At 73.0% G+C, this 18,204-nt stretch carries 14 protein-coding genes; 6 read left to right on the forward strand and 8 right to left on the reverse strand.

The genetic code is table 11. The features are described from left to right. Positions 1 to 71 precede the first annotated feature (71 nt). Positions 72 to 968: a succinate--CoA ligase subunit alpha gene (gene sucD / locus ABLM29_RS17140; RefSeq protein WP_349715522.1), complete on the reverse strand. Its 897-nt coding sequence runs from the start codon at positions 966 to 968 to the stop codon at positions 72 to 74. 20 nt (positions 969 to 988) lie between these two features. Further along, positions 989 to 2,155, reverse strand: a complete 1,167-nt coding sequence (gene sucC, locus ABLM29_RS17145; RefSeq protein ID WP_349715524.1) for an ADP-forming succinate--CoA ligase subunit beta — start codon at positions 2,153 to 2,155, stop codon at positions 989 to 991. Between the two features lie 432 nt (positions 2,156 to 2,587). On the opposite strand from sucC, the gene ABLM29_RS17150 reads away from it, so the two are divergent. Beyond that, on the forward strand, positions 2,588 to 4,348 hold the full coding sequence (locus ABLM29_RS17150) for a M23 family metallopeptidase (RefSeq protein ID WP_349715525.1): 1,761 nt from the start codon (positions 2,588 to 2,590) through the stop codon (positions 4,346 to 4,348). 262 nt (positions 4,349 to 4,610) lie between these two features. On the opposite strand, the gene pcrA is transcribed toward ABLM29_RS17150, so the two are convergent. Continuing rightward, positions 4,611 to 7,109 (reverse strand): DNA helicase PcrA, encoded by a 2,499-nt coding sequence (gene pcrA / locus ABLM29_RS17155; protein WP_349715527.1) that lies wholly within the window; start codon positions 7,107 to 7,109, stop codon positions 4,611 to 4,613. A 337-nt stretch (positions 7,110 to 7,446) separates the two neighbouring features. Between pcrA and ABLM29_RS17160 the strand changes: the two genes are divergently transcribed. Then, the gene (locus tag ABLM29_RS17160; protein ID WP_349715529.1) at positions 7,447 to 8,493 is read left to right on the forward strand and encodes a type IV toxin-antitoxin system AbiEi family antitoxin domain-containing protein; all 1,047 of its coding nucleotides are present in this window, start codon (positions 7,447 to 7,449) and stop codon (positions 8,491 to 8,493) included. Between the two features lie 291 nt (positions 8,494 to 8,784). Here ABLM29_RS17160 and ABLM29_RS17165 read toward each other — a convergent pair whose 3' ends face one another. The 4 genes from ABLM29_RS17165 to ABLM29_RS17180 all read right to left on the reverse strand — a co-directional run bounded on the left by ABLM29_RS17165 (position 8,785) and on the right by ABLM29_RS17180 (position 12,795). Further along, a complete protein-coding gene (locus ABLM29_RS17165; RefSeq protein WP_349715531.1) occupies positions 8,785 to 9,141 on the reverse strand; it encodes a hypothetical protein in 357 nt (118 codons plus the stop codon). 68 nt (positions 9,142 to 9,209) lie between these two features. Next, positions 9,210 to 10,427, reverse strand: coding sequence for an L-2-hydroxyglutarate dehydrogenase (gene lhgD / locus ABLM29_RS17170; protein ID WP_349715533.1), 1,218 nt, complete (start codon positions 10,425 to 10,427; stop codon positions 9,210 to 9,212). A 261-nt stretch (positions 10,428 to 10,688) separates the two neighbouring features. Further along, positions 10,689 to 11,315, reverse strand: coding sequence for a LuxR C-terminal-related transcriptional regulator (locus ABLM29_RS17175; RefSeq protein ID WP_502889267.1), 627 nt, complete (start codon positions 11,313 to 11,315; stop codon positions 10,689 to 10,691). 52 nt (positions 11,316 to 11,367) lie between these two features. Then, on the reverse strand, positions 11,368 to 12,795 hold the full coding sequence (locus ABLM29_RS17180) for an ATP-binding protein (RefSeq protein WP_349715536.1): 1,428 nt from the start codon (positions 12,793 to 12,795) through the stop codon (positions 11,368 to 11,370). Positions 12,796 to 12,951: 156 nt separating this feature from the next. On the opposite strand from ABLM29_RS17180, the gene ABLM29_RS17185 reads away from it, so the two are divergent. Then, complete coding sequence (locus tag ABLM29_RS17185) at positions 12,952 to 14,373, forward strand: PspC domain-containing protein (RefSeq protein ID WP_349715538.1); 1,422 nt, start codon at positions 12,952 to 12,954, stop codon at positions 14,371 to 14,373. Then, the gene (locus ABLM29_RS17190) at positions 14,373 to 14,675 is read left to right on the forward strand and encodes a hypothetical protein (protein ID WP_349715539.1); all 303 of its coding nucleotides are present in this window, start codon (positions 14,373 to 14,375) and stop codon (positions 14,673 to 14,675) included. The genes ABLM29_RS17185 and ABLM29_RS17190 overlap by 1 nt, the downstream gene beginning before the upstream one ends. Positions 14,676 to 14,928: 253 nt before the next feature. On the opposite strand, the gene npdG is transcribed toward ABLM29_RS17190, so the two are convergent. Then, a complete protein-coding gene (gene npdG, locus ABLM29_RS17195; RefSeq protein ID WP_349715541.1) occupies positions 14,929 to 15,603 on the reverse strand; it encodes an NADPH-dependent F420 reductase in 675 nt (224 codons plus the stop codon). A gap of 223 nt (positions 15,604 to 15,826) precedes the next feature. On the opposite strand from npdG, the gene ABLM29_RS17200 reads away from it, so the two are divergent. Both ABLM29_RS17200 and ABLM29_RS17205 read left to right on the forward strand, forming a co-directional pair. Beyond that, positions 15,827 to 16,861 carry an LLM class F420-dependent oxidoreductase gene (locus tag ABLM29_RS17200; RefSeq protein WP_349715543.1) on the forward strand — a complete coding sequence of 345 codons (1,035 nt, stop codon included), beginning with the start codon at positions 15,827 to 15,829 and terminating at the stop codon, positions 16,859 to 16,861. Further along, positions 16,861 to 18,012, forward strand: coding sequence for an acyl-CoA dehydrogenase family protein (locus tag ABLM29_RS17205; protein WP_349715546.1), 1,152 nt, complete (start codon positions 16,861 to 16,863; stop codon positions 18,010 to 18,012). The genes ABLM29_RS17200 and ABLM29_RS17205 overlap by 1 nt, the downstream gene beginning before the upstream one ends. The last annotated feature ends 192 nt before the right edge of the window (positions 18,013 to 18,204 follow it).

Here is an 18,204-nt window from a genome sequence, read left to right on the forward strand (position 1 = left end):
CCCGGGAACGACGACGGCCCGCCCTCCACGCGGAGGGCGGGCCGTCGTACGTGACGTGCGTCAGGCGCCGATCAGAGACCCTTGAGGATCTCCCGCATCAGCTCGGCGGTCTCGGACGGCGTCTTGCCGACCTTCACGCCGACGGCCTCGAGGGCCTCCTTCTTGGCCTGCGCGGTGCCGGCGGAGCCGGACACGATCGCACCGGCGTGACCCATGGTCTTGCCCTCCGGCGCGGTGAAGCCCGCGACGTAGCCGACGACCGGCTTGGTCACGTGCTCGGCGATGTAGGCCGCGGCCCGCTCCTCGGCGTCGCCGCCGATCTCGCCGATCATCACGATCGCCTTGGTGTCCGGGTCGTTCTCGAACGCCTCGAGGGCGTCGATGTGGGTGGTGCCCACGATCGGGTCGCCACCGATGCCGATGGCGGTCGAGAAGCCGTAGTCACGCAGCTCGTACATCATCTGGTAGGTCAGCGTGCCCGACTTCGACACGAGACCGACCGGACCCTTGCCCGCGATGGTGTGCGGGGTGATGCCGGCCAGGGACTCCTCCGGCGTGATGATGCCCGGGCAGTTCGGGCCGATCATCCGGGTGGACTTGCCCTGCATGTAGGACCACACCTCGGCGGTGTCCTGCACCGGAACGCCCTCGGTGATCACGACGATCAGCGGCATCTCGGCGTCGATGGCCTCGATGCAGGCGTCCTTGGTGAAGGCCGGCGGCACGAAGAGGACCGACACGTTGGCGCCGGTCTCCTTCATCGCCTCGGCGACGGTGCCGAAGACCGGCAGCTCGACGTCGTTGCCCTCGTGGTCCTTGTGCGTCACGGTGGTGCCGGCCTTGCGGGCGTTGACACCGCCGACGATCGACGCGCCGGAGTCCATCATCAGGGCGGTGTGCTTGGCACCCATGCCGCCGGTGATGCCCTGGACGATGATCTTGCTGTCCTTGTTGAGGTAGATGCTCATGGTCTCGTTCGCTCTCTAGCTCAGGCGTTCGCCAGCTCGGCGGCCTTGTCGGCCGCGCCGTCCATGGTGTCGACCAGGGTCACCAGCGGGTGGTTGGCCTCGGTCAGGATCTGGCGACCGAGGTCGACGTTGTTGCCGTCGAGGCGAACCACCAGCGGCTTGGTCTCCTTGTCCCCGAGCAGCTCGAGCGCGCCGACGATGCCCTTGGCGACCTCGTCGCAGGCGGTGATGCCACCGAAGACGTTCACGAAGACCGACTTCACCTGCGGGTCGTTGAGGATCACGTCGAGACCGTTCGCCATCACCTGGGCGTTGGCGCCGCCACCGATGTCGAGGAAGTTCGCCGGCTTCACGCCGCCGTGCGCCTCGCCGGCGTACGCGACCACGTCGAGGGTGCTCATCACGAGGCCCGCGCCGTTGCCGATGATGCCGACCTGACCGTCGAGCTTGACGTAGTTGAGGCCGAGGTCCTTGGCCTTCGCCTCGAGCGGGTCGGCCTCCTCGCGGATCTCGAAGGCCTCGTGGTCCGGGTGGCGGACCTCGGAGGCGTTCTCGTCCAGGGTGACCTTGCCGTCGAGCGCCTCCAGCTTGTCGCCGGCCAGCCGCGCGAGCGGGTTGACCTCGACCAGGGTGGCGTCCTCCTCGACGAAGACCTTGTACAGCGACTGGATCATCGCCACGGCCTGCTCGAAGACAGCCTCGGGGAACTTGGCGTCGGCCGCGATCTCGCGCGCCTTCGCCTCGTCGACGCCGGCGCCGGGGTCGATCGCGATCTGGCGGACGGCCTCGGGGTTGGTCTTGGCGACCTCCTCGATCTCCACGCCGCCCTCGACCGAGGCGATGCACAGGTACTGGCGGTTCGAGCGGTCCAGCAGGAAGGAGAAGTAGTACTCCTCCTCCGGCGGGGTCGCCGGGGTCACCAGGACCCGGTTCACCGTGAGGCCCTTGATCTCCATGCCGAGGATGTTGGAAGCGTGCTCGAAGGCCTCGTCCGGGGTCTTCGCGAGCTTCACACCGCCGGCCTTGCCGCGGCCGCCGGCCTTGACCTGGGCCTTGACCACGGTGACGCCGCCCATGTCCTCGGCAGCAGCCTTCGCCGCCTCGGCGGTCTCCACGACCACGCCCTCGGTCACGGCCACGCCGTGCTTGGCGAAGAGGGTCTTCGCCTGGTACTCCATCAGATCCACTGATCAGTCCTCATCGTCGAGTCGGGCGCCAGGCGTTGGGGCATCGCCGTTCGTCGGCGCCCGTCGGGTAGGGAAGGTGCACCGCCGAGCAAGCGGAGGCACATCCTCGGGCACCCTAGTCCGGACTCGCCGGTACCACGAGGGCAGGGCCCACGACGTGACCTTGCTAACACCCGATTTGGGGGTTCGCCTCACGGCCACCATGGGTACCCCCTACGATTTCGACGCGTCAGCGGCCTCACGTATGGTCGTTAACAAGCATTCACCCGGAGGCCACCCGTTGGCCACAGGGCGCCTGAGCCACATCTCGGAAATGGCTCAGGTGAGGCGGTCGGACCCCGATCGCACGTACGGGGAACGACGAAGGAGCCGGACTGCATGGACCACCACCGAGGACAGCGTCGCGCGGAATCGCGACCCCTGCCGTCCTCCGTGGAGTCCTCCGCGCCCGGCACCGACAGCGCCGGCAGGTACGTCGGCCGCCGCGTCGCCCGCCCCGTCGAGTCCGGTACGTCGGCCGCGCCGATGAGCCCCGAGGACCTGCTCGAGCGAGCGGTGCAGTCGGTCGCCCGTTCCGCCGCCGCGCCCGCCGCCTCGGTCAGCACGGCGACGACCACCGCCCCGCCGGCCGCCGGCCGCCGCCGGGCCACCGGTCCCGCGCTCGAGGCGGAGAACCGCACCCCCGCCCCCGGCCGCCGCCGCGCGCTGCCGGCCAACGAGGCGCCGTCGCGCGGCTCCGCCCAGCGGCCCGTGCCGACCCGTCGTCTCGACGCCCCGGTCACGGCCCAGCCGGTCGCCAAGCCCGCGCCCGCACCGGTCGCCAAGCCCACGCCGGCCCCGGTTGCCAAGCCCACGCCGACGCCCGTCGCCAAGCCCACGCCGGCCCCGGTCGCCAAGCCCGCGCCCGCCCCGGTCGCGAAGCCCACCCCGGCGCCCGTCGCAGCGCGAGCGACCGCGGTCCGGACGCCGATCGCGGTCCCGCTGGGCGACCCGCTCACCGGCCCGCTCGTGCGTGGCACCGAGGCGGCCGCACCCGCCGCCCGGCCCGCCACGAAGCCGACGAAGCAGCCCACGAAGCCGGCCGCCACGACCGCGACCCACGCGCCCGCCGCGCCGACCGCGCCGATCGCGGACCCGCTGGGCGACCCGCTCACCGGCCCGCTCGCGCGCACCAGCGCCCCGGCCGCTCCCGCCGACGACCACCCGCACGGCCGCGCCGCCGAGCTCCTTGCCGACCCGGTCGAGCAGCACTCCCGCGTCGAGGAGGCCGCCCAGGTCGGCCCGACGCTGGCCACGCAGCGCCCGCTGTTCGCCGTACCCACGCCGACCGTGGAGCTGCCGACGCTGGCCGAGCTCACCGGCGAGCTGCCCCGCATCACCGACAGCACCACCTCGCTGCGTCCGGCCTCGCCCGGCAAGCGGCGCGCCGGGAAGTCGACCGGCTCCCGCACCCCGCTCCTCCGCGGCCTGCCCGCCCTGCCCGTCGCGGCCGGCGTCGCGACGCTCGCCGTCGCCGTGGGCGGCGCCGTCACCACCGCCGACACGGCGCTGGTCAGCAACCACAACACCGTCACCGCCACCAACGCGCTGAGCGGCTCCTACGGCAGCGGCTCCTACGACGCGCTGCGGGTCGCCGCCAACATCAGCCGCGACTCCGACCGGGACGCCCTGGAGCACGCCACCGACGCCGAGCTCGTCGACGAGGCGGAGAAGGTCGCCGAGCAGCGCGACGCCGCCCTCGGCGAGCTCGCCGCCGACGCGGAGAAGGAGGCGCAGGAGATCGCCTCCCTCAACCGCTGGGAGCTCCCGATCTCCCCCGGCGCCTACCGCCTGACCGCGACCTACGGCGAGTACGGCCTGTGGTCGAGCTACCACACCGGCCTCGACTTCGCGGCGCCCACCGGCACCTCGATCCGTGCCGTCGCGAGCGGCGTGATCACGTCCGTCGGCTACGACGGCGCCTACGGCAACAAGACGGTCCTCACCCTCGAGGACGGCACCGAGATCTGGTTCTGCCACCAGACGTCGTACAACGTCTCGGTCGGCGACGTCGTCCAGCCGGGCGAGACGATCGGCTACGTCGGCTCCACCGGCCACGTCACCGGCCCGCACCTGCACCTCGAGGTCCGCCCCGGTGCCGGTGACCCCGTCGACCCCTACGCCGCACTCAAGGTCCACGGCTTGACGCCGTAGCACTGGGCCGAGCGTGTCTCCGCTTCGCTCCGACACCCTGCCGGACGGTAGTTGACTGGTTCCGTCGGGTTGACGCCGGTGGTTGAGGTGCGAGGCGCCCCGGCGCCGAGCCTCGAAACCACTCCACTCGCCGGTGCGCGAGTCGGCAGAAACTGACTGCTCCGATGGCCTTGTCACATGGCTTCTCGTCGCCCTCGCGGCGTTCTAGCGACCAGAATCCATGTGACGCGGGCGCACCGCCGCAACCGGCGGCGACCCGGCGCTACAGCTTCTCGACGGGTGCGTACCGCAGCAGCAGGCGCTTGACGCCGTCGGAGCCGAAGTCGATGGAGGCGACCGACTTCTCGGCGACGCCCTCCACCGACACCACGGTGCCGAGGCCGAACGAGTCGTGGGTGACCCGGTCGCCGGGCTCGAGCACCGGGATCGGGCGGGACGGCTTGGACTTCGCGGCAGCGTCGGCACGGGCCGCAGCGGCGCCGAAGTTGCGGCGGCCGGCGGCGGTGGGGCTGCCCATCCGGACCGGCGCACCCGAGCCCCCACCGTCGTACCCCCGCGAGGCGAACGTCGGGCGCGACCACTGGGCCTGCTCGGCCTCGGTACGACGCCAGTCGACCAGGTCGATCGGCAGCTCGGCGAGGAAGCGAGACGCCGGGTTGTGGGCCGGGGCGCCCCAGGCGGAGCGGACCACGGCGCGGGAGGCGTAGAGGCGCTGGCGGGCGCGGGTGATGCCGACGTAGGCCAGCCGCCGCTCCTCCTCCAGCTCGGTGCGGTCCCCCAGCGCGCGCGAGTGCGGGAAGACGCCGTCCTCCAGGCCGGTCAGGAAGACCACCGGGAACTCCAGGCCCTTCGCGGTGTGCAGGGTCATCAGCGTGACCATGCCGGTGTCCTCGGGGGCGTCCGGGTCGTCCTCGGGGGCGTCCGGGATCTGGTCGGAGTCGGCGACCAGCGCGACCCGCTCCAGGAAGTCGCCCAGCCCGGGCTCGACGGTGCCGGCGTCGACGTCGGCCGGGTCGGCCGACGGCCCCGCGACGGGGTCCTCCGCGAACTCCCGCGCGACCGCGACGAGCTCACCCAGGTTCTCCACCCGGGTGGCGTCCTGCGGGTCGTCGGACTCCTCCAGCGAGGCCAGGTACCCCGAGCCGTCCAGCACGGTCTCCAGGACCACGTCGGGGCGCTCCCCCGCGGCCACCATCTGCTGCCACTCGACGACCTTGGCGACGAACGCCTCGATGTTCTTCTGCGAGCGGCTGGCCAGCCCGGGCGCCTGGTTCGCGCGCTGCAGCGCCTCCCAGAACGTGAGGCCGTCCCGGTCGGCGAGCTGGCTGATCGCCAGCACCGCCCGGTCCCCGATGCCGCGGCGCGGGGTGTTGAGGATCCGGCGCAGGCTCACCTGGTCGTCGGGGTTGACCAGCATCCGCAGGTAGGCCAGCGCGTCGCGGACCTCGCGCCGCTCGTAGAACCGCACCCCGCCGACGACCTTGTAGGGCATCCCGGTGCGGATGAAGATCTCCTCGAACACGCGCGACTGCGCGTTGGTCCGGTAGAAGACCGCCACGTCGCCGGCCTTCGTGCCGGCGTCGGTCAGCTTGTCGATCTCGTCGGAGACGAACCGGGCCTCGTCGTGCTCGGTGTCGGCGACGTAGCCGACGATCTTCTCCCCGTCGCCCGCGTCCGACCACAGCCGCTTCGGCTTGCGGCCGGCGTTCCGCTCGATCACCGCGTTGGCGGCGGTCAGGATCGTCTGCGTGGAGCGGTAGTTCTGCTCCAGCATGATCGTCCGCGCGTCCGGGAAGTCCTTCTCGAAGTCCATGATGTTGCGGATGTCGGCGCCGCGGAACGCGTAGATCGACTGGTCGGCGTCGCCGACCACCATCAGCTCCGCGGGCGGCACCCGGTCCGCGGGCGCCAGCGCGTCGCCGTACGCGCTCTCCTCCAGCGGCTGCTCCAGGTCCTGGCCGCAGAGCTGGTGGATGAGGGCGTACTGGGCGTGGTTGGTGTCCTGGTACTCGTCGACCAGGATGTGCCGGAACCGGCGCCGGTAGGTTTCCCGGATCTCGGGGCGCGTCTGGAACAGCCGCACCGTCTCCATGATCAGGTCGTCGAAGTCCAGCGCGTTCGCCTCGCGCAGGCGCCGCTGGTAGAGCCGGTACGCCGACGCGTAGCTCTCGTCGATGCTGTTGCGCGCCTCGGCGGCGACCTCCTCCGGGTCGCGCAGCTCGTTCTTGTGGTTGCTGATCCAGTGCAGCACCGGGCCCGGCTGGAACTTGCGCGGGTCCAGGTCGAGGTCGGAGCAGACCAGCGTGATCAGCCGCTTCTGGTCCTGGGCGTCGTAGATCGAGAAGTTCGACTTCACCCCGATGTGCTCGGCCTCCTTGCGGAGGATCCGCACGCAGGCGGAGTGGAACGTCGAGACCCACATGATCTTGGCGCGGTTGCCGACCAGGTCGGCCACCCGCTCCTTCATCTCCGCCGCGGCCTTGTTGGTGAAGGTGATCGCCAGGATCGAGCCCGGGTGCGCCTTGCGCTCGGAGATCAGCCACGCGATCCGCCGGGTCAGCACCCGCGTCTTGCCCGAGCCCGCGCCGGCGACGACCAGCAGCGGCGCGCCGGCGTGCTGGACCGCCTCGGCCTGCGGGCCGTTGAGCCCGGCGAGCAGGTCCTCGCGACTCGGCCCGCGCCGCGTCGTACGGGGCTCCTCCGCGGGCGCGGCGGAGGGGGTGAGGTGGTCGAACCCGGGGAGCTGCGGCGTCGTACTCATGTCGCCCACCAGCCTACGGCGCGGGGCCGACGGAGGCGGGGGTGCCGTCGGGGTGGGTGATGTAACACGCGGTTGCGGGGTGTGGTCGGCCGTCGGCGCATGTAACACGCCAGTGCAGAGACTCCTCGGTCGTCCACGGTGCTTCCAGCCCGTCGCGACGGGCTGGTACCGACGCCGACGACCGACCAGTCGGGCGGACCGCGTGTTACATCTCCCGGCCCGCCGGCCCCGCGGCGGACCACGTGGCCCACCACGCGCTGTGGACGCGCGCGCCGCATCCCCAGGCGCCGGCGGCTCCTGAGGGCGTACGTCCCCCACCGGAGCAGGGTGCCTCGGCATGAACGCACGTGCGCTCGCCCTGATGGCCCGGCAGTGGGGCCTGATCACCCGTCCGCAGGCAGTCCGCGCCGGCATGCAGCCCGACCAGATCGACCGTCTGGTGCGCCGCGGGGTCTGGACGATCGTGCGGCGCGGCGTCTACGCCGAGGCGTCGTACGCCGCCACCTTCACCTCCGAGCGCGACCAGCGGCTCCTCCGGGACCGGGCGGCGAGCCTGCGCATCCGGGCGGCCCACGTGTGGAGCCACCACTCCGCGGCGTACCTGCTCGGCCTCGAGGTCCTGCACCAGCGCCCGGCGGTGACCCACGTGACCCGCCCCGGCGTCATCGGCTCCCACCACCGGTACGGCGTGACCCACCACCTCGCCCCGTACGCGCCGCGCGACGTCATCGAGATCGACGGGGTGCGGTGCCTCCGGCCCGCCCGCACCGCCCTGGACATCGCCCGTGAGCACGGCTTCCGACACGGGTTGGTGGCTGCCGACGCGGCGCTGCGCAGCGGTACGACGAGGGGCGACCTCGAGCTCGGCGTGGCCGTCATGCGGTACTGGCCGGGCGTCACCACCGCGCGGGACGTGATCGCGTCGGCCTCCCCCGACACGGACAGCGCCGGCGAGACGCTGGCGCGCCTGATGGTCACCTCGCTCGGCCATGGTGTGCCGGAGGTGCAGCTCGGGCTGACCGCCGACGGCCGGACCGCGTGGTGCGACCTGCGCCTGGGGCGGCACGTCTTCGAGTTCGACGGGCGGGTCAAGTACCAGCGGCTCGACGAGGGCGGCATCGCCACCGGGCCCGCGGGCGACGTGGTGTGGCGGGAGAAGCGCCGGCAGGACTTCGTGTGCGGCTTCAAGCTCGGCATGTCGCGCCTGGTCTGGGACGACCTCCTCCAGCCGAGCTGGGAGCGCACCGCGCGGCGGCTGAACCGGGAGTACCGCGAGACCTGCCGCCTGTTCGGCACCGACGCCCGCGACCTCGCGGCGTACCGGCCGCGGGGGCCGCGGCCACGGCCCGCGGCACCTCCGGTCGGCTGGCCCGGCGCGGCGTGACGCACCTGACGCACCTGACGCACCTGGGCCCGGCCGTGGGCTGGCCTGCGCTCAGGTGGGCTGGCGTGCGCCTGCCGAGGGCTCATGTAACACGCTGTCCACCCGACTGGTCGGCCGTTCGCGCTGCCTCCACCCCGCCGCAACGGGCTCCTACCAACGCGGACAGCCGACCAGAGCACGCACCCGCGTGTTACATGCGCCGACGGCCGACCAGAGCACGCACCCGCGTGTTACATACGACACCGCCCGGCACCCCACAGGGGCACCGGGCGGCGCGAGGCGAAGGGACGCTCAGGCGTGGACCGGCGACCAGAGGACGGCGACGCAGACGTTGGCGATGGAGAGCAGCAGCAGCCCGGCCCACAGCCCGTTGGGGATCTTCTCCTTGCGGGTGTTGGCCATGACCAGGATCAGCAGCACGAGGCCGATCGCGAGCTTCACGCCCACCTTGGCGTGGTTGACGTCACCGTCGCCGGCCTCGAGCACGCCGACCAGCGCCAGGCCGGTGAGGAAGGCGAGGCCGACGCCGTCGCGCATGGCGCCGTTGACCTTCTTCTCCCCCGGCCCCATCTGCACCAGCAGGCCACCGATCAGAGCGGCGTACCCGAGGATGTGGAGGATCAGCAGGATCAGGCGCAGGGTGTCCATGGCTGAACTCTAGAAGGCGGCGCACCGCCCGCGGGCACGGCTCCCCACACGAGACCGCACGAAGATCCTCAGCACCAGCCGATCGCGTCCGCGACGTGCTCGGCGATCGCCAGGCCGGAGGTGGCGGCGGGCGACGGCGCGTTGCGTACGGCGCACACCCGGTCGCCGATCGAGATCCGGAAGTCGTCGACCAGCGAGCCGTCGCGGTCGACCGCCTGCGCGCGCACCCCGGCGCCACCGCGGACCACGTCGGCGGCGCCGATCGCGGGCACGTAGCGGGCGGCCGCGCGCATGTAGGCGCGCACCGAGGCGGAGCCGACCACCTCGCCCACCCCGGTCCGCCAGTGTCGCCGCGCCATCGACCAGAACCCGGGCCAGGCGAGGGTGTCGCGCAGGTCGGGCCAGGAGAGGTCGCGGCGGCGGTACCCCTCGCGGGCGGTGGCCAGCACGGCGTTCGGGCCCACCTCCAGCGACCCGTCGACGCGGCGGGTGAAGTGCACGCCGAGGAACGGGTAGCGGGGGTCGGGCACCGGGTAGATCAGCCCGCGGACCAGGTCCCGCTTCGCCGGGCGGACCAGCATGTACTCGCCGCGGAACGGGATGATCCGCGGCACGGGCTCGGCGCCCACGCCGGGCGCGAGCCGGTCGCTGTGCAGCCCCGCGCAGAGCACCGCGCGGTCCACGCGCAGGCGCTCCTCCGCGTCGCCGACCGCCAGGGTCACATCGACGCCGCCGGCGCCCTCCCGCACCGCGCGTACCTCGACGGCGGTGCGCACCTCGCCGCCGCCCGCCTCGATCTCGGCGGCCAGCGCGCGGGCGACGGCGACGTAGTCGGTGATCGCGGTGGCCGGCGAGTGCAGCGCGGCCAGCCCGGCGGCGTACGGCTCCAGGTCGGCGATCCCGGCCGCGTCGAGCCGGCGCAGCCCGGGCACCCCGTTCTCGGTCGCGGTGCGCTCCAGCGCGTCCAGCCGCCCCAGCTCGTCGCGGGAGACCGCGACGACGAGCTTGCCGCACTCCTCGTAGGCGAGGCCGTGCTCGGCGCAGTAGTCGCGCAGCAGCAGCCGGCCGCGGGTGCACAGCGCGGCCTTGAGGCTGCCGGGCCGGTAGTAGATCCCGGCGTGCACGACCCCGGAGTTGTGGCCGGTCTGGTGCCGGGCGAGCCCGGCCTCCTTCTCCAGTACGACGACCCGGGTGCCCGGCCGGCGGCGCAGCAGCTCCCGTCCGACGGCCAGCCCCAGGATGCCGCCCCCGACGACCCCGACGGACTCCTCGTCACGACCAGCCACACCCGCAGCCTCCCACGCGGAGCATCCCGCCGGTCACGGTTTCGGGACGAACGAGCGACACCGCGCCCCTCCGCCACGGACCCAGGGGTGCCATCACGGAAGATGTGATGCGAGGGTCGGGAGGGAGCGCAGCGATCGGGACGGCACGAGCAGCGCTTCTCCGCGCGCAGCCGCCGCACGCCGCCGGACCACCCGGCACCGAGCGAACTCGACCGCGAGCGCGGCAGCGTGTCAAGCGAAGCGCAGACACGCTCGCGCCATTCAGAGCAGCTTGCGATCCGACGCCCAGCGCGCCAGCTCGTGACGGGAGGAGAGCTGCAGCTTGCGCAGCACCGAGGACATGTGGGTCTCCACGGTCTTGATCGAGATGAAGAGCTCGCGCGCGACCTCCTTGTAGGAGTAGCCGCGGGCGATCAGCCGCATCACCTCCCGCTCCCGCTCGGTGAGCCGGTCCAGGTCCTCGTCCACGCTGGCGATGTCGGCGGCGATGCCGGCGCTCGCGAAGGCGTCGAGCACGAATCCGGCCAGCCGCGGCGAGAAGACCGCGTCACCGTCGGCGACCCGGCCGATCGCGTCGACCAGCTCCTCGCCGCTGATGGTCTTGGTGACGTAGCCGCGGGCGCCGCCGCGGATCGTGCCGATCACGTCCTCGGCGGCGTCGCTGACCGAGAGCGCGAGGAACCGTACGTCGCCGGCGCCCTCGCGGGTCGAGCGGCGGATCACCTCGACGCCCCCGCCGCCCGGCAGGTGCACGTCGAGCAGCACCACCTCGGGGCGCTCGGCGAGCACCGCGGCGACCGCCTCGTCGACGTCGGCCGCCTCGCCGACCACCTCGACCCGCCCCGCGCCGGTGGACGCCAGCTCGGCGCTCACCCCGCGACGGAACATCGCGTGGTCGTCGACCACCACCACCCGCACCGGCCCACCGGGCCGCGCCTGCTCACCCACCGTCGTCACCTTCCGCCGGGGGCGTCGCCCCGTCCGTCACCTTGTCCGTGTGGTCCGCCTGGTCGCGCTGGACCGCCTGCTCCCGCTGCCCGCGCTCGCCGAGGCCGTCGAGCCGCAACCGCACCTCGGTCCCCTCGCCCGGCGCGGAGCGCACCTCGGCCGTGCCGCCGTGCCGCTCCATCCGGTCCACGATGCTGTGCCGCACCCCGAACCGGTCCTCGGGCGTGCCGTCGGGGTCGAACCCGACGCCGCGGTCGCGGACGAACACCTCGACGGTGTCGCTGCCGATCTCGGCGTACACGTCGACCCGCTGCGCGCCGGAGTGCTTGGCCCCGTTGGTCGCCGCCTCGCGGGCGGCGGCCACGATCGGCCGGGTGGCCTCGTCGAGGTCGGTGTCGCCGACGGCGACCACGTCGACGTGGATGCCGTAGCCGTCCTCGATCTCGGCGGCCGCGGCGCGCAGGGCGCTGGCCACGGTGCGGTCGTCGATCGCCTCGCCCGCGAAGAGCCAGGAGCGCAGGTCGCGCTCCTGGGCGCGGGCCAGCCGGGCGGCGTCGGTGGGGTTCTTCTGGATCAGCGCGAGCGTCTGCAGCACGGAGTCGTGCAGGTGGGCCGCCACGTCGGCGCGCTCCTGGGTCCGGACGCGCTCGGCACGCTCGTCGGAGAGCTCGCGGGTCAGCCGGTAGGCCCACGGACCGACGACGATGCCGAGCCCGACCACGCCGAGCAGCACCGCGAGCGTGATGTCGCGGGCGACGGAGAGCGACCCGCTCTGCAGCGACACCCACACGACGGCCAGCACCAGGAGCGCCAACCCGGCCGCGAGCCGCGCGTACGACGCCCAGCCGCCGTCGCCGAGGACGATCCGCGCCGGGTCGATCCGGCCGCCGGTGTCGATCCAGCGCTCCCGCTGCGCCTCGTCGGCCTGGCGCCACAGGAGCGCCACGCCGGCCACGCCGAGGAAGACCGGCCAGATCAGCGCCCCCGCGCCGAACAGCCCCTGCACCACCAGCACCAGGCCGATGCCGAAGGCGCCGAGCGCGAACAGCGGGCCGACGTCGCCGAGCCGGCGGGCGGGCCCCGGGCGGCGCCCGCCCCGGCTCGCGCTCTCCAGGCCGGGGGCGTCGGGCGCGAAGACCGGGCCCGCGGGCAGCATCAGCCACAGGCCGGCGTACAGGGCGATCCCGATCCCGCCGAGCACCGCTCCCGCCACGAACCCGGCCCGCACCCAGATCACCGGCAGTCCGAGGTGCTCGGCGAGGCCGGCGGCGACACCGCCGAGCACGTGGTTGTCGAGGTCGCGGTAGGCGCGGCGGTACTCGGCCGGGGGCGGCACCACGGGGGCCTGGCCGTCGGGCGCGCCGGGACCGACCGGGACGGACGGTCCGGTCTCCTCGGCGGCGGGCGGCGCTGTGCTCATGATGTCGTCCATCGTCACACAGCCGTCGGTCGCCGAGCAGCGGGATCATCCCTGGTCGAACCCTGATTCCGGCCTCGGGGTCACCCCGCGCCACCGACCTCAGGATCAGGGTGCTCCCCGATGGTGCGACGCCCCGGTTCCCGCGAGGCTGGACCCATGACCGCACCACCGCCGCCACCCGGCCCCGGCCAGGGCCCGCGCGTCTCCACCGAGGAGATGCGCGATCTCGGCCGGCTGCGCCGCAGCACCACCAACCGCAAGATCGCCGGCGTCGCCGGCGGCATCGCGCGCCACTTCGACATCGACCCCGTCATCGTCCGGGTCGCGTTCGTGGTGCTGGTCTTCTTCGGCGGTGGCGGTCTCCTGCTGTACGCCGCCTGCTGGCTGCTGGTGCCCCAGGACGACGGCAGCGAGGCGCCGGTGCGACTCGACGAGCGCACCCGGGTGATCGCGCTGCTGGTGGTCGGCGTGATCGTCGCGCTGACGGTGGTCGGCGACACGCTCGGCGGCTGGCACTTCCCGTGGCAGCTGGCCGTCGTCGGCCTGATCGTCGTGGCGGTCCTGGCCCGTGTGCAGCGCAACCGGCAGCACCCCGGGTGGGGCCCGCCGCCCGGTCGCCCGGGCGGACCCGGGTGGGTGCCGCCCGGCACGCCGACCGGCACCACGACCGGCGCCCCGACCAGCGCCCCGACCAGAGCCCCGGCGGGCAGCGACGCGAGCGGCGCCGACACGCGGCCGAGCGGTGCCGCGGCTCCTGGGACCTCCTACGTCGGCTACGAGCCGCCGGCGACTCCCCCGCCGCCCCCGGGCACCGCCGGGACCGAGTGGGAGCAGCAGTGGGCCCAGCACTGGGAGCGGCACCAGCACCGCCAGGCCGAGATGATGCAGCGCCAGCAGCAGCGCCACTGGGAGCGCCGGGTGCGGCACGACCAGCGCCGCTGGGACCGGCGCCAGCGGGCGGGTCGGCGCCGCGGGCCGATCCTGTTCGGCTACGCGCTGGTCCTGGCCCTGCTCGCGACCGGCACCCTGGCCACGCTCCAGCTGGCCGGCGTCGACGTCGCGCCGTCGGCGTACCCGGCCGCGGTGATGGCGACCTGCGGCCTGATGCTGCTGGTCGGCGCCTTCTGGGGGCGCGGCGGCGGGCTGATCGCGGTCGGCCTGGTCGCGGCGCTGGCGACCGCCGCGCTCGCGATGGCGGAGCCGGTCTACGCCGACCGCTGGGCCGGCCAGATCAGGTCGACGCCGCAGTCGGCGGCGACGGTGCAGGACGAGTACTCGCTCGGCGCGGGCGAGATCCTGCTCGACCTCACGGAGATCGACGACCTCGAGGAGCTCGACGGGCGCACCCTCGCGCTGGACGTCCGGCTCGGCCACATCCTGGTGACCGTCCCCGAGGACGGGCTGGACGTGCGGGTCAACGCGCAGATCGACGGTGGCGGCCAGACCGTCCTGTTCGGCGACACCCGGGACGCCTCCAACATCGCCGACCACGACGGCGGCGAGGACGTGCCGGAGCTGACCATCGAGGCCGACATGCTGTTCGGCGAGATCGAGTTCGAGACCGCGGGGAGCCAGTGATGAGCACGCACGAACCCGGCGACACCGCCGAGGGCATCCGCCACGAGGAGACGGGCGGCCTCCCGCCCACCGACGCCGACGCGCGGCCGGGCGGTCGGTCGGGCCGGCACCCGGTCAACGTCGTCCACCTGGTGATGGGCGTGGCCCTGCTCGGGCTGACCGCGGTCTGGGCGCTGCTGGTCAGCGGTACGGCGGAGCCCGAGGACGCCCACTGGCTGCTGCCGACGCCGTGGCTGGTGGCGGGCGCGGTCGGGCTGGTGGCCACGCTGCTGCGCAGCCGCTCGGCACGACAGGACCCCTGAGGCGCGAGTCGGCACAAACTCGCACCGAGAAGCGCCGAGTCGGCAGGGACTGACGGTCACTTTCTGCCGACTCGGCGTTCTCGTGCGTGGGTCGTGTGCCTGAGCACCCGCTATGCCGGGCTCTCGGGCACACGACCCGGCCCAGGCGACCCGGCCCTGGCGACCCGGCCCAGGCGACCCGGCTCAGGGGGACCCGGCTCTGGCGACCCGGCTCAGGCGACCCGGCCCTGGCGACCCGGCCCAGGCGACCCGGCTAGTGCGCGGCGCCGAGGCCGGTGATCCGGAGGCCGGAGTGCGCCTTGTACTTGCGGTTGATCGAGATCAGCACGGCGGTGAAGGGCTCGAGCTGGCGGGCCAGGCGGAGCTTGCCGCCGTCGATGCCGACGTTGCCGGTGACGGAGGCGGCGAGCTCCATGGCGACCTGCTTGGCCTCCACGACGTCGCCGACGACGATCACGTCCTCGTCGAGGAACTCGTCCTCGGCCCACAGGCCGACGGCGGAGACGTTGTGGAAGGCGCCGACGACGGTCGCCTCGGGCGCGAGCTCCTGGGCGGACTCGGCCGCGGAGCCCTCGCCGCCGTTGATGACGCGACCGTGCGCGCCGCGCTTGTCGAAGGCGAGCGGGTTGACGCAGGAGATGACGGTCTTGCCCGCCAGCGGCAGCGAGGCGACGAGCTCGTCGTGGCCGTCGTACGGGACGGCGAGGAGCACGACGTCGCACTCGGCGACGGCGTCGGCGTTGGCCGCGCCGGTCACCGCGCCGGCACCCTCCCCGAGCCGGCCGCGCACCTCCTCGGCGACGACCTCGGCCTTCTCCGCCGCGCGGGAGCCGATGACGACGTCGTGGCCGCCCTTCGCGAAGCGGTAGCCCAGGCCCTTGCCCTGCGGTCCGGTTCCGCCGATCACGGCGACGCGGTAGTTCGTCATCTGGTCCTCACTCACATCGGGGGGTACGTCGGTTGTCCTTGCTCGGCAACGTAGCGGCCCGGCCCTGATGGCCGGTCGGCGGCTCCGGACGACCCGGTCGGACCGATGAACTGTGCCAGTACCGTTGCAATCGTGACAGTAATGCTGTCACGATTGCCCTCGGGGGTGACGTCCGTCATGCGGGCGTGCCCCCGCACGACGTGAGCGAACCGAAGGGACCCAGATGAAGCTGTCCATGCCGCTGGTCTACGCCGGCAACCCCCGCGAGTCGGCCGACCAGGTGGTCGCGCTGGAGAAGGCGGGCCTCGACACGATCTGGGTGGCGGAGCCGTACGGCTTCGACGCCCCGACCCTGATGGGCTACCTGGCCGCGAAGACCGAGACGGTCGAGATCGGCGCCGGCATCCTCAACGTCTACTCGCGCACCCCGGGCGCGCTGCTGCAGACCGCCGCCGGCCTGGACAACGTCTCCGGCGGGCGCGCGGTGCTCGGCCTCGGCGCGTCGGGGCCGCAGGTGATCGAGGGCTTCCACGGCCTGCCCTACGACCGCCCGCTCACCCGCACCCGCGAGGTCATCGAGCTCCTCCGGATGGGCCTGCGCCGCGAGCCGCTCGACCTCCAGGGCAAGACCGTCCAGGTGCCGCTGCCCGCAGGGCAGGGCCTCGGCCTGGGCAAGCCGCTCAAGCTGCTCAACAAGCCCGAGCGCGCCGACCTGCCGATCTGGGTCGCCGCCCTGGGAGACAAGAATGTCGCGATGACCGCCGAGGTCGCCGACGGCTGGCTGCCGTTCCTGGTCTACCCGGAGAAGGCCGGCGAGGTCTGGGGCGACGCCCTGGCCCGCGGCGCCGCGAAGCGCTCCGCCGACCTCAAGCCGCTGGAGATCTGCGCCGGCGGCATGGTCGCGATCGGCGAGGGCCCCGAGACCAAGGCGCTGCTCGACTTCATGCGCCCCATGTACGCCCTGTACGTCGGCGGCATGGGCGCCCGCGACAAGAACTTCTACAACCAGCTGGCCTGCGAGTACGGCTTCGAGAAGGAGGCCAAGGAGATCCAGGACCTCTACCTCTCCGGCAAGAAGAAGGAGGCCGAGGCCCTCGTCCCGCTCGAGTGGCTCGAGGCCGGCAACCTGGTCGGCCCCGCCTCCTACGTCCAGGAGCGGATCGCGGCCTTCCGCGAGGCCGGCGTCACCAACCTGTCCGTGGCCCCGGCGGTCGACCACGCCGCCACCATCGCCCAGATCAAGGAGTGGGTTTCCTGATGATTGCCCCGCAGAACTCCATCTACGAGACCGAGCACGAGGACTTCCGGCGTACCGTCCGGGCGTTCCTGGAGCGTGAGGCGGTCCCGCACACCGAGCAGTGGATGAGGGACGGCGTCGTCGACCGCGCCGTCTGGACCAAGGCCGGCGAGGCCGGCCTGCTCGGCTTCGAGATCCCCGAGGAGTACGACGGCCCCGGGATCAAGGACTTCCGCTACAACCTGATCATCTCCGAGGAGATGTCGCGCCTCGGCGTGAGCGGCCCCGGCTTCACCCTGCACAACGACGTGGTGGCGCCCTACATGGTCAACCTGACCAACGAGGAGCAGAAGCGGCGCTGGCTGCCGGGGATGGTCTCCGGCGAGCTCATCACCGCGATCGCGATGACCGAGCCGGGCGCCGGCTCCGACCTCCAGGGCATCCGCACCTCGGCGGTCGACAAGGGCGATCACTACATCCTCAACGGGTCGAAGACGTTCATCACCAACGGCATCCTCTCCGACCTGGTGGTCGTGGTGTGCCGGACCAACCCCGACGCGGGCCACAAGGGGATCAGCCTGCTGGTCGTCGAGCGCGGGATGGAGGGCTTCACCCGCGGCCGCAACCTCGACAAGCTGGGCCTCAAGGCGCAGGACACGGCCGAGCTCAACTTCGACAACGTCGTGGTGCCGAAGGCCAACCTGCTCGGCGAGGAGGGCGAGGGCTTCATCTACCTGATGCAGAACCTGCCGCAGGAGCGGATCAGCATCGCGGGCACCGCCGTCTCGGTGATGGAGGCCGTGCTCGACCAGACCCTCGACTACGTCAAGACCCGCGAGGCGTTCGGCAAGCCGATCGGCAAGTTCCAGAACACCCGCTTCGTGCTCGCCGAGATGGCCACCGAGGCCTACGTCGCCCGCACCTTCGTCAACCACTGCGTCGAGCGCCTCAACGACGGCTCGGCCGACGCCGTGCTGGCGTCGATGGCGAAGTGGTGGACCACCGAGCTGCAGAAGAAGCTCGTGGACGCCGGCCTGCAGATGCACGGCGGCTACGGCTACATGATGGAGTACCCCATCGCGCAGGCCTACGCGGACACCCGGATCCAGACGATCTACGGCGGCACGACCGAGATCCAGAAGGAGATCATCGGCCGCTCGCTCGGGCTCTGACCCGAATTCGGTAGACCCGCCCGGGTGGCGGCGGAAAGGCCGGGACCCTCCCTACGATCGGAGCATGTCCGGCCCCTATCCGCCGCCGCCCGGCGCCGGCGGCCCTCCGCCCTGGCAGGGCCCCGGCCCCCAGGGCACTCCGCCGCCCCCGCCCAGACCCGCGAACGGGTACGGCGGCTGGCCGCCGCAGGG

The organism is Nocardioides sp. YIM 152588, from assembly GCF_040191335.1.
Classification (GTDB): domain Bacteria; phylum Actinomycetota; class Actinomycetes; order Propionibacteriales; family Nocardioidaceae; genus Nocardioides.

What these genes read in the sequence shown, in the direction of transcription:
- ABLM29_RS17175 (WP_502889267.1), bottom strand. Translation starts at nt 11,315, where the DNA reads ATGTTCCGTCGCGGGGTGAGCGCCGAGCTGGCGTCCACCGGCGCGGGG.
- ABLM29_RS17180 (WP_349715536.1), bottom strand. Translation starts at nt 12,795, where the DNA reads ATGAGCACAGCGCCGCCCGCCGCCGAGGAGACCGGACCGTCCGTCCCG.
- npdG (WP_349715541.1), bottom strand. Translation starts at nt 15,603, where the DNA reads ATGACGAACTACCGCGTCGCCGTGATCGGCGGAACCGGACCGCAGGGC.
- pcrA (WP_349715527.1), bottom strand. Translation starts at nt 7,109, where the DNA reads ATGAGTACGACGCCGCAGCTCCCCGGGTTCGACCACCTCACCCCCTCC.
- ABLM29_RS17185 (WP_349715538.1), top strand. Translation starts at nt 12,952, where the DNA reads ATGACCGCACCACCGCCGCCACCCGGCCCCGGCCAGGGCCCGCGCGTC.
- ABLM29_RS17190 (WP_349715539.1), top strand. Translation starts at nt 14,373, where the DNA reads ATGAGCACGCACGAACCCGGCGACACCGCCGAGGGCATCCGCCACGAG.
- ABLM29_RS17205 (WP_349715546.1), top strand. Translation starts at nt 16,861, where the DNA reads ATGATTGCCCCGCAGAACTCCATCTACGAGACCGAGCACGAGGACTTC.
- ABLM29_RS17200 (WP_349715543.1), top strand. Translation starts at nt 15,827, where the DNA reads ATGAAGCTGTCCATGCCGCTGGTCTACGCCGGCAACCCCCGCGAGTCG.
- ABLM29_RS17165 (WP_349715531.1), bottom strand. Translation starts at nt 9,141, where the DNA reads ATGGACACCCTGCGCCTGATCCTGCTGATCCTCCACATCCTCGGGTAC.
- ABLM29_RS17160 (WP_349715529.1), top strand. Translation starts at nt 7,447, where the DNA reads ATGAACGCACGTGCGCTCGCCCTGATGGCCCGGCAGTGGGGCCTGATC.
- sucD (WP_349715522.1), bottom strand. Translation starts at nt 968, where the DNA reads ATGAGCATCTACCTCAACAAGGACAGCAAGATCATCGTCCAGGGCATC.